The 13,830-nt window shown below is 62.8% G+C and carries 24 protein-coding genes; 1 reads left to right on the top strand and 23 read right to left on the bottom strand.

The features are described 5' to 3' along the window. Positions 1-6: 6 nt before the first annotated feature. The 23 genes from rpsE to rpsL all read right to left on the bottom strand — a co-directional run bounded on the left by rpsE (position 7) and on the right by rpsL (position 13,356). On the bottom strand, positions 7-606 hold the full coding sequence (gene rpsE / locus P0652_RS02405) for a 30S ribosomal protein S5 (protein ID WP_284177151.1): 600 nt from the start codon (positions 604-606) through the stop codon (positions 7-9). Between the two features lie 90 nt (positions 607-696). Next, the gene (gene rplR, locus P0652_RS02410) at positions 697-1,056 is read right to left on the bottom strand and encodes a 50S ribosomal protein L18 (protein ID WP_284177152.1); all 360 of its coding nucleotides are present in this window, start codon (positions 1,054-1,056) and stop codon (positions 697-699) included. 15 nt (positions 1,057-1,071) lie between these two features. After that, the gene (gene rplF, locus P0652_RS02415; RefSeq protein ID WP_284177153.1) at positions 1,072-1,605 is read right to left on the bottom strand and encodes a 50S ribosomal protein L6; all 534 of its coding nucleotides are present in this window, start codon (positions 1,603-1,605) and stop codon (positions 1,072-1,074) included. Between the two features lie 23 nt (positions 1,606-1,628). Further along, positions 1,629-2,027 (bottom strand): 30S ribosomal protein S8, encoded by a 399-nt coding sequence (rpsH, locus tag P0652_RS02420; RefSeq protein ID WP_284177154.1) that lies wholly within the window; start codon positions 2,025-2,027, stop codon positions 1,629-1,631. 12 nt (positions 2,028-2,039) lie between these two features. After that, positions 2,040-2,345, bottom strand: a complete 306-nt coding sequence (gene rpsN, locus P0652_RS02425; protein ID WP_284177155.1) for a 30S ribosomal protein S14 — start codon at positions 2,343-2,345, stop codon at positions 2,040-2,042. A gap of 35 nt (positions 2,346-2,380) precedes the next feature. Continuing rightward, complete coding sequence (rplE, locus tag P0652_RS02430; RefSeq protein ID WP_284177156.1) at positions 2,381-2,941, bottom strand: 50S ribosomal protein L5; 561 nt, start codon at positions 2,939-2,941, stop codon at positions 2,381-2,383. Beyond that, entirely contained in the window at positions 2,934-3,251 is a 318-nt protein-coding gene (rplX, locus tag P0652_RS02435; protein WP_284177157.1) for a 50S ribosomal protein L24, read from the bottom strand. Before rplX ends, rplE begins: the two co-directional genes overlap by 8 nt. After that, complete coding sequence (gene rplN / locus P0652_RS02440; RefSeq protein WP_284177158.1) at positions 3,251-3,619, bottom strand: 50S ribosomal protein L14; 369 nt, start codon at positions 3,617-3,619, stop codon at positions 3,251-3,253. The genes rplX and rplN overlap by 1 nt, the downstream gene beginning before the upstream one ends. A gap of 196 nt (positions 3,620-3,815) precedes the next feature. After that, the gene (rpsQ, locus tag P0652_RS02445; RefSeq protein WP_284177159.1) at positions 3,816-4,058 is read right to left on the bottom strand and encodes a 30S ribosomal protein S17; all 243 of its coding nucleotides are present in this window, start codon (positions 4,056-4,058) and stop codon (positions 3,816-3,818) included. A gap of 10 nt (positions 4,059-4,068) precedes the next feature. After that, on the bottom strand, positions 4,069-4,284 hold the full coding sequence (gene rpmC / locus P0652_RS02450) for a 50S ribosomal protein L29 (protein WP_284177160.1): 216 nt from the start codon (positions 4,282-4,284) through the stop codon (positions 4,069-4,071). 11 nt (positions 4,285-4,295) lie between these two features. Next, positions 4,296-4,709 (bottom strand): 50S ribosomal protein L16, encoded by a 414-nt coding sequence (rplP, locus tag P0652_RS02455; protein ID WP_284177161.1) that lies wholly within the window; start codon positions 4,707-4,709, stop codon positions 4,296-4,298. Positions 4,710-4,721: 12 nt separating this feature from the next. Next, positions 4,722-5,429 (bottom strand): 30S ribosomal protein S3, encoded by a 708-nt coding sequence (gene rpsC / locus P0652_RS02460; RefSeq protein WP_284177162.1) that lies wholly within the window; start codon positions 5,427-5,429, stop codon positions 4,722-4,724. A gap of 3 nt (positions 5,430-5,432) precedes the next feature. Further along, positions 5,433-5,807: a 50S ribosomal protein L22 gene (rplV, locus tag P0652_RS02465; RefSeq protein WP_284177163.1), complete on the bottom strand. Its 375-nt coding sequence runs from the start codon at positions 5,805-5,807 to the stop codon at positions 5,433-5,435. Between the two features lies 1 nt (position 5,808). After that, entirely contained in the window at positions 5,809-6,087 is a 279-nt protein-coding gene (rpsS, locus tag P0652_RS02470; protein ID WP_284177164.1) for a 30S ribosomal protein S19, read from the bottom strand. A 10-nt stretch (positions 6,088-6,097) separates the two neighbouring features. Next, positions 6,098-6,934 (bottom strand): 50S ribosomal protein L2, encoded by an 837-nt coding sequence (rplB, locus tag P0652_RS02475; protein ID WP_284177165.1) that lies wholly within the window; start codon positions 6,932-6,934, stop codon positions 6,098-6,100. A gap of 18 nt (positions 6,935-6,952) precedes the next feature. Continuing rightward, positions 6,953-7,249, bottom strand: a complete 297-nt coding sequence (locus tag P0652_RS02480) for a 50S ribosomal protein L23 (protein WP_284177166.1) — start codon at positions 7,247-7,249, stop codon at positions 6,953-6,955. 11 nt (positions 7,250-7,260) lie between these two features. Continuing rightward, positions 7,261-7,884 (bottom strand): 50S ribosomal protein L4, encoded by a 624-nt coding sequence (gene rplD / locus P0652_RS02485; protein WP_284177167.1) that lies wholly within the window; start codon positions 7,882-7,884, stop codon positions 7,261-7,263. Positions 7,885-7,889: 5 nt separating this feature from the next. Further along, positions 7,890-8,612, bottom strand: a complete 723-nt coding sequence (gene rplC, locus P0652_RS02490) for a 50S ribosomal protein L3 (RefSeq protein ID WP_284177168.1) — start codon at positions 8,610-8,612, stop codon at positions 7,890-7,892. Positions 8,613-8,665: 53 nt separating this feature from the next. Further along, on the bottom strand, positions 8,666-8,974 hold the full coding sequence (gene rpsJ, locus P0652_RS02495; RefSeq protein WP_284177169.1) for a 30S ribosomal protein S10: 309 nt from the start codon (positions 8,972-8,974) through the stop codon (positions 8,666-8,668). 141 nt (positions 8,975-9,115) lie between these two features. After that, on the bottom strand, positions 9,116-10,306 hold the full coding sequence (gene tuf, locus P0652_RS02500) for an elongation factor Tu (protein ID WP_284177170.1): 1,191 nt from the start codon (positions 10,304-10,306) through the stop codon (positions 9,116-9,118). A 55-nt stretch (positions 10,307-10,361) separates the two neighbouring features. Beyond that, positions 10,362-12,449, bottom strand: a complete 2,088-nt coding sequence (gene fusA / locus P0652_RS02505) for an elongation factor G (protein ID WP_284177171.1) — start codon at positions 12,447-12,449, stop codon at positions 10,362-10,364. Between the two features lie 36 nt (positions 12,450-12,485). Next, positions 12,486-12,956, bottom strand: coding sequence for a 30S ribosomal protein S7 (gene rpsG / locus P0652_RS02510; protein ID WP_284177172.1), 471 nt, complete (start codon positions 12,954-12,956; stop codon positions 12,486-12,488). 28 nt (positions 12,957-12,984) lie between these two features. Then, positions 12,985-13,356 (bottom strand): 30S ribosomal protein S12, encoded by a 372-nt coding sequence (gene rpsL / locus P0652_RS02515; RefSeq protein WP_284177173.1) that lies wholly within the window; start codon positions 13,354-13,356, stop codon positions 12,985-12,987. A gap of 203 nt (positions 13,357-13,559) precedes the next feature. Between rpsL and P0652_RS02520 the strand changes: the two genes are divergently transcribed. Beyond that, on the top strand, positions 13,560-13,739 hold the full coding sequence (locus P0652_RS02520; RefSeq protein WP_284177174.1) for a hypothetical protein: 180 nt from the start codon (positions 13,560-13,562) through the stop codon (positions 13,737-13,739). Positions 13,740-13,830: the final 91 nt, after the last annotated feature.

Below are 13,830 nucleotides of genomic sequence, written 5' to 3' on the forward strand. Positions count from 1 at the left end.
CCCTCCTCACGCTTCAGCCGCTTCGCCACCATCGACATCGCGACGGCGGGATTGCAGCACGGAGACCTTGAGGCCGCGGCGAGCCGCGACGGAACGCGGGCTGTCTTCGGCCTTGAGGGCGTCGAACGTGGCGCGGACCATGTTGTACGGGTTGGACGAGCCGAGCGACTTCGCAACGACGTCATGCATGCCGAGGCATTCGAAGACGGCGCGCATCGGGCCGCCGGCAATGATGCCGGTACCGGCCGGAGCCGCGCGCAGCAGGACCTTGCCGGCGCCGTGGCGGCCCGGAACGTCATGATGCAGGGTGCGGCCGTCGCGCAGCGGCACGCGGATGAGCGCGCGCTTGGCGCTTTCCGTGGCCTTGCGGATCGCTTCCGGCACTTCACGGGCCTTGCCGTGGCCGAAGCCGACGCGGCCCTTCTGGTCGCCGACAACCACGAGCGCGGCAAACGCCATGCGGCGGCCACCCTTCACGGTCTTCGCGACGCGGTTGATATGGACGAGGCGATCAACGAACTCGCTGTCGCGCTCTTCGCGGTCCCGGTTCCGCTCGCGTCCGCCTTCGCGGCCGCGGCCACCGCCGCCTTCACGTTCTGCTGCCATCTCTTCTTTCCTTACTGGCGCGGCCATCCGGAGGGACAGCCGCTCGCTTGGTGCGGCCGGCGCGGCATGCGCCGGCTGCAGGAGCCTCGATCAGAAATCGAGGCCGGCTTCACGCGCGCCATCGGCCAGAGCCTTGACGCGACCGTGATAGATGTATTCGCCGCGATCGAAAACGACGCGGGTCACGCCGGCCGCGAGCGCACGCTCGGCCACCAGCTTGCCGACAACCTTGGCGGCCTCGACATCGGCGCCGGTTTTCAGCTTGCCCTTGAGATCCTTCTCGATGGTCGAGGCGGCCACCAGGGTGACGCCATTCGCATCGTCGATGATCTGGGCATAGATCTGCTTGGAGGAGCGGAAGACAGACAGGCGGGGACGCCCGTTCGCAGCCGCCCGCACCTGCTTGCGAACACGCGCCTTGCGGCGTTCGGTAGTGGTGAGATGTGCCATGACCTGGGTCCTGCCTTACTTCTTCTTGCCTTCCTTGCGGAAGATAAATTCGCCCTCGTACTTGACGCCCTTGCCCTTGAAGGGTTCGGGGCCGCGATACTGGCGAATTTCCGCCGCAACCTGGCCAACCTGCTGCCGGTCAATGCCCGAAACGACGATTTCCGTCGGCTTCGGGGTCACGATCGCGATCCCCGCGGGGATCGGATAGAGGACCGGATGGCTGTAGCCAAGCGACAGGTTGAGGTTCTTGCCCTCGACCGCCGCCTTGTAGCCGACGCCGGTGATCTCGAGCTTCTTCTCGAAGCCCTTGGTCACGCCGACGACCAGGTTGTTGATCCGGGCGCGGCTGGTGCCCCAGAGCGCGCGGGCGCGCTTGGTTTCCGTCCGCGGATCAACGGTGATGACATTGCCTTCGAGCTTCACGGACACATCATCCGGAACCACGAAGCTGAGTTCGCCCTTCGGACCCTTGACCGAGACCTTCTGGCCTTCAACCCTGGGTGTAGCGCCGGTCGGGATATCGACCGGCTTCTTGCCGACTTTCGACATGGAAACCTCCTTTTCCCGACTGATCAGAAGACAGTGCAGAGCACTTCGCCGCCGACATTCTGGTCGCGCGCATCATGATCGGCCATCACGCCACGCGGCGTGGAGATGATCGTGATGCCGAGGCCATTGGCCACGCGCGGCATGGTGTCGACGGAAGAATAGACGCGGCGGCCCGGCTTCGAGACACGCCGGATCTCGCGGATCGCCGGCTGGCCTTCGAAATACTTGAGCTCGATGTCGAACTCGGTGCGGCCGTTTTCGAACTGCGTTTCCGAATAGCCACGGATGTAGCCTTCGGACTTGAGCACCTCGAGAACGCGGGCACGCATCTTCGAACCCGGCGTCGAGACGCGGGTCTTCTTGCGCATCTGGGCGTTGCGGATGCGGGTGAGCATATCGCCGATAGGATCGATCATGGACATGATGTCTCCCCCTTACCAGCTGGATTTCACGAGGCCCGGAACGAGCCCCTTGTTGCCGAGTTCACGAAGCGCGATACGGCTCATCTTGAACTTGCGATAGACCGCCCGGGGACGCCCCGAAACCTCGCAGCGGAGGCGGAAGCGGACTTCGGCCGAGTTGCGCGGCATCTGCGCCAGCTTCAGCGTGGCGTTGAGGCGCTCATCGAGCGGCAGGTCCTTGTTCTGGGTGATCGCCTTCAGGGCCGCACGCTTGCCAGCAAACTGCTTGGCGAGCTTCTGACGGCGCCTGTTCTTTTCGATCATGCCTTTTTTGGCCATGAGATAACTCCTGGTTTCCGCGTCTAAGCCGGGGCTTACTGCCGGAACGGGAAGTTGAACAACTTGAGGAGCGCGCGGGCTTCCTCGTCGGTTTTCGCTGTGGTGCAGACGATCACGTCCATCCCCCAGATCTGATCAACCTTGTCGTAGTTGATTTCCGGGAAAATGATGTGTTCCTTGATGCCCATGGCGTAGTTGCCGCGCCCGTCGAAGGACTTGCCGTTGAGGCCGCGGAAGTCGCGAACGCGCGGCAGCGCGATCGTGATCAGTCGGTCGAGGAACTCATACATGCGAGCCTGGCGCAGGGTGACCTTGCAGCCGATCGGCATGTTCTCGCGCACCTTGAACTGCGCGATCGCGTTGCGGGCGCGGGTGATGACCGGCTTCTGGCCGGCAATCGCCGCGAGATCCGCCGCCGCAACCGTTGCCTTCTTGGAATCGGCGGTGGATTCACCGACACCCATGTTCAGCACGATCTTGTCGAGGCGCGGAATTTCCATCGGATTCTTGTAGCCGAACTGCTCCTGCATCTTCGGCACGACGATGTCGCGGTAATACTTCTTGAGCCGCGGCTCGTAATTGGTCACATCAAGCATCGATCAGGTCCCCCGAACGCTTGGCAAAACGGACCTTGCGGCCGTCATCGAGCGTCTTGAAGCCAACGCGGGTCGGCTTGCCGTCCTTCGGATCGGCCACGGCAAGGTTGGACAGGTTGACCGTCCCTTCCTTGGTGATGATGCCGCCCTGCTGGGTCTGGGTCTGGCGCTGGTGCTTCTTCACGAGCGCAACGCCGCGGACAACGGCACGGCCCTCGGCCGGACGCACTTCCAGGACTTCACCGGCCTTGCCCTTGTCGCGGCCGGTAATGACGACAACGCGGTCGCCCTTCTTGATCTTCGCGGCCATTACAGCACCTCCGGCGCGAGCGAGATGATCTTCATATGCTGGCGCGCGCGCAGCTCGCGCGGGACCGGCCCGAAGATGCGGGTGCCGACCGGCTCCTTCTGGTTGTTGATCAGCACGGCCGCATTGCGGTCGAAGCGGATCACCGAGCCATCCGGGCGGCGGATATCCTTGGCCGTGCGCACGACGACCGCCTTCATAACGTCGCCCTTCTTCACGCGGCCTTTCGGAATCGCTTCCTTGATCGACACCACGATGATGTCGCCCACACCGGCATATTTCCGCTTCGAGCCGCCGAGCACCTTGATGCACATGACGCGGCGCGCGCCGGAATTGTCGGCGACGTCGAGATTGGTTTGCATCTGGATCATGACCTGATCCTTCCTTTCCTTCAGATCGGTTTCCGGGCCGCATCACGGACCGGACTACGCCTGACGAGGGAGCGCGCAAACGCCCCCTCCCCCGGAACCGTTGGGTTCCTTGCTTGGTTCTTTCGCTTATGCGAGGCGCGAAGCCCTATACGCTTCGACCACAAAGCTCAAGAAGTATTTGCCCGGCGAACCGGGCTTAAGCCTTCTGCTCCGGCGCCAGGACAACCCAGCGCTTCAGCTTGGACATCGGACGGGTCTCCTCGATGGAAACCTCGTCACCCACCTTGAAGTTGTTGGCTTCATCATGGGCATGATAGTTTTTCGACCGGCGAACGGTCTTCTTGAGCAGCGGGTGGGTGAAGCGACGCTCCACCTTCACCACCACTGTCTTGTCCTGGACATCGCTGACGACGACGCCCTGAAGAATGCGCTTCGGCATCGTAGTCTCCTTAGCCCTTCGCCGCAGCGGCGAGTTTGGTGCGCTGAATGGTCTTCACGCGCGCGATGTCGCGACGGACCTCGCGGACGCGCGCCATATTCTCAAGCTGACCGGTCGCACGCTGGAAGCGCAGGTTGAACTGCTCCTTCTTCAGCTTGACCAGCTCGTCATGAAGCTGGTCGCCGGACATGACCCGGAGGTCGGAAAGACGCTGATTGGATTTCATCTCGCCCTCCCTTATTCGGCGATGCGCTGGACGAAGCGCGTCTTGAGCGGCAGCTTGGCAGCAGCCAGCGTGAGGGCCTCGCGCGCCAGCTCGACATCGACGCCGCCGATCTCGAACATGATGCGGCCCGGCTTCACCTTGGCCACCCACAGTTCCGGCGAGCCCTTGCCCGAACCCATGCGGACTTCCGCCGGCTTCTTCGACACGGGAACATCCGGGAACACGCGGATCCAGACACGGCCCGCACGCTTCATGTGACGGGTCATGGCACGACGGGCCGCCTCGATCTGACGGGCGGTGATCCGGTCCGGATCCATCGCCTTCAGGCCGAACTCGCCGAAGGCAAGCTCGAAACCGCCTTTGGCTTCGCCCTTCACGCGACCCTTGAACTGCTTACGAAATTTCGTTCGCTTCGGTTGCAACATGGCTCAAACTCCTCACGCCGCTTCCGGCGCGCGGCGGCCCTGCGAACGCTGATCCTGCGTTTCGGCGCGCTTGTCCTGCGCCATCGGATCATGTTCGAGGATCTCGCCCTTGAAAATCCAGACCTTGATGCCGCAGGTGCCGTAGGCCGTATGGGCCGTGGCAACCCCGTAATCGACATCGGCGCGCAGCGTATGCAGCGGCACGCGGCCTTCGCGATACCATTCGACACGGGCGATTTCAGCCCCGCCGAGACGGCCCGACGACGTGATCTTGATGCCTTCGGCGCCAAGACGCATCGCGGACTGCACGGCGCGCTTCATCGCACGACGGAACGCCACGCGGCGCTCCAGCTGCTGGGCGATGGAATCGGCCACCAGCGTCGCGTCGATTTCCGGCTTGCGGACCTCGACGATGTTCAGAGCCACCTCGCTCTTCGTCATCGCGGAGATCTGCTTGCGCAGCTTGTCGATATCGGCGCCCTTCTTGCCGATCACCACACCCGGACGGGCCGAGTGGATGGTGACGCGGCACTTCTTGTGCGGACGCTCGACAATGATCTTCGAGACCGCAGCCTGCTTCAGCACCTTCATCAGCTCTTCGCGGATCTTGAAATCCTCGTGGAGCATGGGGCCGTATTCCGCCTTGTTGGCGTACCAGCGGCTGTCCCAGGTGCGGTTGATGCCGAGGCGCAGACCGATCGGATTAACCTTCTGACCCATAGCTTATTCCCCCGCCTGACGGACGACGATGGTGATGTTCGAGAACGGCTTCGTGACCCGCCCTGTGCGACCGCGACCGTGGAACTGGATGCGCTTCATGACGATCGACTTGCCGACGAAGGCCTGGCTCACCACCAGTTCGTCGATGTCGAGATCATGGTTGTTCTCGGCATTGGCGATCGCGCTTTCCAGGCACTTCTTCACATCGCGGGCGATGCGCTTCTGGCTGAATTCAAGATCGGCAAGTGCCGTGGCAACCTTCTTGCCCCGGATAAGCTGGGCAACGAGGTTGAGCTTCCGGGGGCTGACGCGCAGATTGCGCGCAACCGCCTTGGCTTCCGTTTCGGCCTCGCGCCGAACATTGGCAACCTGGCCCATGTTACTTCCTCTTCGCCTTCTTGTCGGCGGCATGGCCGTAATAGGTACGGGTCGGCGCGAATTCGCCGAACTTCATGCCGACCATCTCTTCCGAGATGTTCACGGGGATGTGCTTCTGGCCATTATAGACACCGAAGGTCAAGCCGACGAACTCCGGCAAGACCATCGAGCGGCGGCTCCAGATCTTGATCACGTCGTTGCGGCCCGAGGCACGAGCGGCCTCTGCCTTCTTCAGAAGGTATCCGTCGACGAACGGACCTTTCCAAACTGAACGCGGCATTAGCCTCTCCTTACTTCTTGCGAGCGTGGCGCGACGACACGATGAACCGGTCGGTACGCTTGTTCGAACGCGTTTTCTTGCCCTTCGTCGGCTTGCCCCACGGCGTGACCGGATGACGGCCACCCGAGGTCCGACCTTCACCACCGCCATGCGGATGGTCGATCGGGTTCATGGCAACACCGCGGTTATGCGGACGGAAGCCAAGCCAGCGGTTGCGGCCGGCCTTGCCGAGCGAGATGTTCATGTGGTCCGGGTTGGACACTGCGCCGATCGTGGCGAAGCACTGGCCGGAAACCAGCCGCTGCTCACCCGAGTTCAGCCGCAGGATCACGTAGCCCTGGTCACGACCGACGATCTGGGCATAGGTGCCCGCGGACCGGGCGATCTGCCCGCCCTTGCCGATCTTCATCTCGACATTGTGGACGATCGTCCCGACCGGGATATTCGCCACGGGCATCGCATTGCCCGGCTTGATGTCGGCATTGTCGCCCGAAATCACCGTATCGCCGATGGCGAGGCGCTGCGGGGCGAGAATGTAGCTCTGCGTGCCGTCCTGATACTGGATCAGGGCGATGAAGGCCGAACGGTTCGGATCATATTCCATGCGCTCGACGATGGCGGGCATGCCCACCTTCTCGCGACGCTTGAAATCGACGATCCGATACGACTTCTTGTGGCCGCCGCCGCGGAAACGGACGGTAACCCGGCCGTGATTGTTGCGGCCGCCCTGGCTGTGCTTGCCCTCGGTCAGGGCCTTGACCGGCTTGCCCTTGTACAGCTCGGACCGGTCGACGAGGACCAGTTGGCGCGTACCCGGCGTGACGGGATTGTATTGCTTCAGTGCCATTGTCTATCCACTCCCGTCTCAAAGGCCGGTCGTGACGTCGATGCTGTGGCCCTCGGCGAGGGTAACCACGGCCTTCTTGACGTCAGACTGCCGACCGATCGTGCCGCGGAAGCGCTTCTCCTTGCCCTTGCGGACCAGGGTGTTGACGCTTTCGACCTTCACGTCGAACAGCTTCTCGACCGCTTGCTTGATCTGCGGCTTGGTGGCGGTCTTGGCCACCTTGAACACGACCTTGTTATGCTCGGAGAGCGCGGTCGCCTTCTCGGTGATGACCGGTGAAAGGATGACGTCGAAAAGCTTCGGATCGATGCTCATGTCCGTTCCCCTTAACCAGCGAGCCGCGCGGAGAGCGCGTCGAGCGCGGCGGTGGTCAGCACGAGCTTCTCACGCCGCAGGATGTCATAGACGTTGATGCCCTGCACGGGCAGCACGTCGATGTTCGGAATGCTGCGCGAGGCCAGGACGAAGTTGTCCTGAAGCTCCGCACCGCCGATGATCAATGCGCTCGACAGGCCCAGCTTGCCGAACGTATCGCGCAGCGCCTTGGTCTTCGGCGTATCGATCTCCGCCTTGTCCAGAACGATGATCTGGCTGTCCTTGGCCTTGGCCGACAGGGCGAGCTTCAGCGCCAGCAGGCGAACCTTCTTCGGCAGATCATGCGCATGGCTGCGCGCGATCGGACCGAAGGCCTTGCCGCCGCCGCGGAACTGCGGCGCCTTCGCCGAGCCGTGACGGGCATTGCCGGTGCCCTTCTGCTTGTAGATCTTCTTGGTCGTGCGGTTGATCGTCGAGCGCTCCTGCGCCTGATGCGTGCCGGCCTGCCGCTTGGCAAGCTGGTAGCGCACCATGCGATGCAGGATGTCGACGCGCGGCTCGAGACCGAAAACGGCCTCGGCGAGCTCGACCGAACCGGCTTCCTTGCCGGCGAGGGTGGTGATGGCCAGTTTCATGATGCTCAGGCCTCCGTCGTTTCAGCCGACGCCGGGGCGTCATCAGCACCGCCGTTCAGGCGGAACTTGCCGGGAACCGGCGCATCCTTGTGAACCGGCTTCTTGACCGCATCGCGAACGGTGATCCAGCCACCCTTCACACCCGGAACCGCACCCTCGACGAGGATCAGGCCGCGCTCCGCATCGGTGCGGACGACCTTGAGGTTCAGCGTGGTGACGCGCTCGACACCGAGATGACCCGGCATCTTCTTGTTCTTGAAGGTCTTGCCCGGGTCCTGGCGGCCACCGGTCGAACCGATCGAACGGTGCGAGACCGAGACGCCGTGGGTGGCGCGAAGACCGCCGAAATTCCAGCGCTTCATACCGCCGGCAAAGCCCTTGCCGGTGGTGGTGCCCGTCACGTCGACGAACTGGCCAGCGACGAAATGGTCCGCCGTGATCTCGGCGCCGACCGGAATGACCGCCTGGTCATCGACGCGAAACTCGACAAGCTTCATGCGCGGCTCGACCTTGGCCACCGCGAAACGCTCGCGTTCGGCCTTCGACACGTTCTTCGGCTTGGCCTTGCCGGCACCCAGCTGCAGCGCGACATAGCCGTCACGCTCCGCAGTCTTGTGCGCGACGACCTGGCAGCCATCCAGACGCAGCACCGTCACGGGGACATGTTCCCCGCCTTCGGTGAAAACTCGGGTCATGCCGAGCTTCTGTGCAATTACCCCTGACCTCATGGGCGCTGTTCCTTATACCAGAGGAGGTCCACAAAACCTGATCGCCGGAGCGATCAGAGACGGATTTCGACGTCGACACCCGCCGCGAGGTCGAGCTTCATCAGCGCGTCCACGGTCTGCGGAGTCGGATCAACGATATCCAGCACGCGCTTGTGCGTACGGATCTCGAACTGCTCGCGGCTCTTCTTGTCGATATGCGGCGAGCGGTTGACGGTGAACTTCTCGATCCGCGTCGGCAGCGGGATCGGGCCCCGCACCTGCGCGCCCGTGCGCTTCGCTGTCGAGACGATCTCGCGCGTCGACGAATCGAGCACGCGATGATCGAAAGCCTTGAGGCGGATGCGGATGGTCTGTCCGTTCATCGCTTTGTTCCTTGGCTACTGGCCAGGCCCCCCTGCAGGAGCCGTGATGGGGTCGCCCCCGGATGGTTCGCCCCCGAAAGGGCCATCAACGCGAAAGCGCACCGCCAAATGGCTGGCGGTGCGCCAGAGAATTGAGTGATCTCAATCCTGGATATTGGCGACGACGCCGGCGCCGACGGTGCGGCCGCCTTCACGGATGGCGAAGCGGAGCTTCTCTTCCATCGCGATCGGCGTGATCAGCTCGACATCGAACGAGATGTTGTCGCCCGGCATCACCATTTCCGTGCCTTCCGGCAGCGTCACGATGCCCGTCACGTCCGTCGTGCGGAAGTAGAACTGCGGACGATAGTTGGCGAAGAACGGCGTGTGGCGACCGCCCTCTTCCTTCGTCAGGATATAGGCTTCGGCCTTGAACTTCTTGTGCGGCTTCACCGTGCCCGGCTTGCACAGGACCTGCCCGCGCTCGACGTCTTCACGCTTCGTGCCGCGCAGCAGCGCGCCGATATTGTCGCCCGCCTGGCCCTGGTCGAGCAGCTTGCGGAACATTTCCACGCCCGTCACGACCGTCTTCTGCGTGTCGCGGATGCCGACAATCTCGACTTCCTCGCCCACCTTCACGATGCCGCGCTCGACACGGCCGGTCACGACCGTGCCGCGGCCCGAGATCGAGAACACGTCTTCGATCGGCATCAGGAACGGCAGGTCGATCGGACGCTCCGGCTGCGGGATATACGCATCGACCGATTCCATCAGCTTCAGGATCGCGTCGCGGCCGACCTTCGGATCGCCGTTATCCAGCGCAACCTTCGCCGAACCCATGGTGATCGGAATGTCATCGCCCGGGAAGTCGTACTTCGACAGAAGCTCGCGAACTTCCATCTCGACCAGCTCGAGAAGCTCGGCATCGTCGACGAGATCGACCTTGTTCATGAACACGACCAGCGCCGGAACGCCGACCTGGCGCGCCAGCAGGATGTGCTCGCGCGTCTGCGGCATCGGGCCGTCGGCCGCCGAAACCACCAGGATCGCACCGTCCATCTGCGCCGCACCCGTGATCATGTTCTTCACGTAGTCCGCGTGGCCCGGGCAATCGACATGCGCGTAATGGCGGTTCTTCGTCTCGTACTCGACATGGGCCGTCGAGATCGTGATCCCGCGCGCCTTCTCTTCCGGCGCCTTGTCGATCTGGTCATACGCCGTGAACGTCGCGCCGCCCGTCTCGGCAAGAACCTTCGTGATCGCCGCCGTCAGCGACGTCTTGCCATGGTCAACGTGACCAATCGTCCCGATGTTGCAGTGCGGCTTCGTACGAGAAAACTTTTCCTTGCCCATGAGGCTCTCCTGAATAATGCGCGCCCGGGGCGCTCAACGGTTTGAACTGTCGCCCTTAGGCGTATTTCGAGATCACTTCCTCAGCCACGTTGCGCGGCACCTCGGCGTAATGGTCGAAGACCATCGAGAACGAGGCGCGGCCCTGGCTGAACGAGCGCAGCGTATTCACGTAGCCGAACATGTTGGCGAGCGGCACCATGGCGTTGACCACGTTGGCGTTGCCCCGCATGTCCTGGCCCTGGATCTGGCCACGGCGGGAGTTCAGGTCGCCGATCACCGAACCGGTAAAGTCTTCCGGGGTGACGACTTCCACCTTCATGATCGGCTCGAGCAGAACCGCGCCGGCCTTCTGGAAGGCTTCGCGCAGGCCCTGGCGAGCGGCGATTTCGAAGGCGATCGCCGACGAGTCAACTTCGTGATAGGCGCCGTCCGTCAGGCTGACCTTGATATCCACCACCGGGAAGCCCGCGAGCGGACCCGAACCGATGACACTCTCGAGACCCTTCTCGACGCCCGGGATGTATTCCTTCGGCACCGAGCCACCGATAATCTTCGACTCGAAGGTGAAGCCGGCATTCGGCTCGTTCGGCTCGAGAACGAACTTGATGCGGGCGAACTGGCCCGAACCACCCGACTGCTTCTTGTGGGTGTAGTCATGCTCGACCTGGCGGGTGATCGTCTCGCGATACGCAACCTGCGGCGCGCCGACATTCACTTCGACCTTGTGGGTGCGCTTCAGGATATCGACTTTGATATCGAGATGCAGTTCACCCATGCCCTTGATGATGGTCTGGCCGGATTCCTGGTCGGTGGAGACGCGGAAGGACGGATCTTCCGCGGCCAGCTTGCCGAGGGCGATCGCCATCTTTTCCTGGTCACCCTTCGACTTCGGCTCGATCGCCATTTCGATCACGGGCTCGGGGAATTCCATGCGCTCAAGAACGACCTGCTTGTTCGGGTCACAGAGCGTGTCGCCGGTGCGGCTGTCCTTCAGGCCGATCACGGCGATGATATCGCCGGCATAGGCTTCCTTGATTTCCTCGCGGTTGTTCGCGTGCATCAGCAGCATGCGGCCGATACGCTCGCGCTTCTCGCGGGTGGAGTTTGCGAGAGTCGAACCGGATTCCAGCTTGCCGGAATAGATGCGGCAGAAGGTCAGGACGCCATAGGGGTCGTCCATGATCTTGAAGGCCAGCATCGAGAGCGGCTCGTCATCCGACGACCGGCGCTCGATTTCCGCGCCGGTATCGACATCAACGCCCTTGATCGCCGGACGGTCAAGCGGGGTCGGCAGGAAGTCGACGACCGCGTCGAGCAGCGTCTGCACGCCCTTGTTCTTGAAAGCCGAGCCACACAGTACCGGATAGAAGGCGCCGGTCAGCACAGCCTTGCGGATGCACTTGCGCAGGGTTTCATCATCCGGCTCGTTGCCTTCGAGATAGGCTTCCATGGCCGCGTCGTCCATTTCGACGGCGGCTTCGACCATCGCTTCGCGATATTCCTTGGCCTTGTCGAGCAGGTCAGCCGGGATCTCGATGTCGCGATACGACGCGCCCAGACCGTCATCATCCCAGACGACGCCCTTCATGCGGATCAGGTCGATGATGCCCTTGAAGTCCGATTCGGCGCCGATCGGCAGCTGGATCGCGACCGGCTTGGCACCGAGGCGGGTCTTGATGTCCGAGAGGCAACGATAGAAATCGGCGCCGATCTTGTCCATCTTGTTCGCGAACACGATGCGCGGCACGTTGTACTTGTCGCCCTGACGCCAGACCGTCTCGGTCTGCGGCTCGACGCCCTGGTTCGAATCCAGCACGCAGACAGCGCCGTCGAGAACGCGCAGCGAACGCTCGACCTCGATCGTGAAATCGACGTGGCCGGGCGTATCAATGATGTTCAGGCGCTTCTTCTTGCCGTCACGGCCTTCCCAGAACGCGGTGGTCGCGGCCGAGGTGATCGTGATGCCACGCTCCTGCTCCTGCTCCATGAAATCCATGGTCGCAGCGCCTTCGTGCACTTCGCCGATCTTGTGGCTCTTGCCGGTGTAATAGAGGATACGCTCGGTCGTCGTCGTCTTGCCGGCATCGATGTGAGCCATGATGCCGAAGTTGCGATAATCCTCGAGGGGATATTGGCGGGCCATAACGTGTCCTCGTCCTGTCCGGTGCGGGGCCTGAATTTACCAGCGATAATGCGAGAAGGCGCGGTTGGCTTCCGCCATCCGGTGCGTCTCTTCGCGCTTCTTCACGGCATTGCCGCGGTTGTTGGCAGCATCGAGCAGCTCCGAAGAGAGGCGCTCGACCATGGTCTTGTCGTTGCGGCTGCGGGCCGCATTGATGATCCAGCGGATCGCAAGCGCCTGGCGGCGCTCGGTGCGCACTTCGACCGGCACCTGGTAGGTGGCACCGCCGACGCGGCGCGACCGGACTTCAACGGCCGGCGCGACATTGTCGAGAGCCTGCTTGAAGAGCGGCAGCGGATCGGCCTTGGCGCGGCTCTCGATGATGTCGAAAGCGCCATAGACGATCTTTTCGGCGACCGATTTCTTGCCCTCATACATGACGGCATTCATGAATTTCGTAAGCACGATGTCGCCATACTTGGCGTCGGGGATGATTTCGCGCTTTTCGGCAGCGTGACGGCGAGACATGTGTAAACCCTCTTGAACCGGAGCCGAGTTACTTCGGGCGCTTCGCGCCGTACTTCGACCGGCGCTGCTTGCGGTTCTTGACACCTTGCGTGTCGAGAACGCCGCGGAGAATGTGGTAGCGAACGCCCGGAAGGTCCTTCACGCGGCCCCCGCGGATCATCACGACCGAGTGTTCCTGAAGGTTGTGGCCTTCACCGGGGATGTAGCCGATCACTTCGAAGCCATTGGTGAGACGCACCTTGGCGACCTTGCGGAGCGCCGAGTTCGGCTTCTTCGGGGTCGTGGTGTAGACGCGCGTGCAGACGCCGCGCTTCTGCGGGCAGCTTTCCAGGGCCGGAACCTTGTTCCGGTTGCGGACAGCTTCCCGGGGCTTCCGGATCAACTGGCTAATCGTCGGCATTCGATGCCCTTCTCTTACCTGTTCCCTCCCGAAGGAGGCCCGTTGGGCCCGAAAGCCCGCATGTTTCAGCCCCTTGCGGGGCCGTCCTGCACCCGTCCGGCACGAAGGCCGGTACGAAGCGCAAAAACGCGCCGTTCGGGCCATGCCTGAGCGGGCCCAAAAGGCGCCTGAACCAGAGGATCGGACGGACGGACCGTACGATCATGACCGGCTCGATCAATGATCCAGGATCACGGATCGATCTGTTGCTGGTCGCTTGGAAAGCAGCGTTTGATCCGGGTCGTTCCGCGATGTTTCGCGAAGCATGCACAGATCACAGCCTGCTAAGTGGCGTGCTTCTGACTCGGCAGGCCCGGATTGTCAACACCCTTTTCCCGTTTTGACACCAATGCCGGCACGATCAGCGGATTTTGCTCCCGCCACGGAAGCGCAAACCCCCGACCCCGCCACCACAAGACCCCTCATCCCCGCCCG

The organism is Rhabdaerophilum sp. SD176, from assembly GCF_030143245.1.
Classification (GTDB): Bacteria; Pseudomonadota; Alphaproteobacteria; order Rhizobiales; family Beijerinckiaceae; genus Rhabdaerophilum.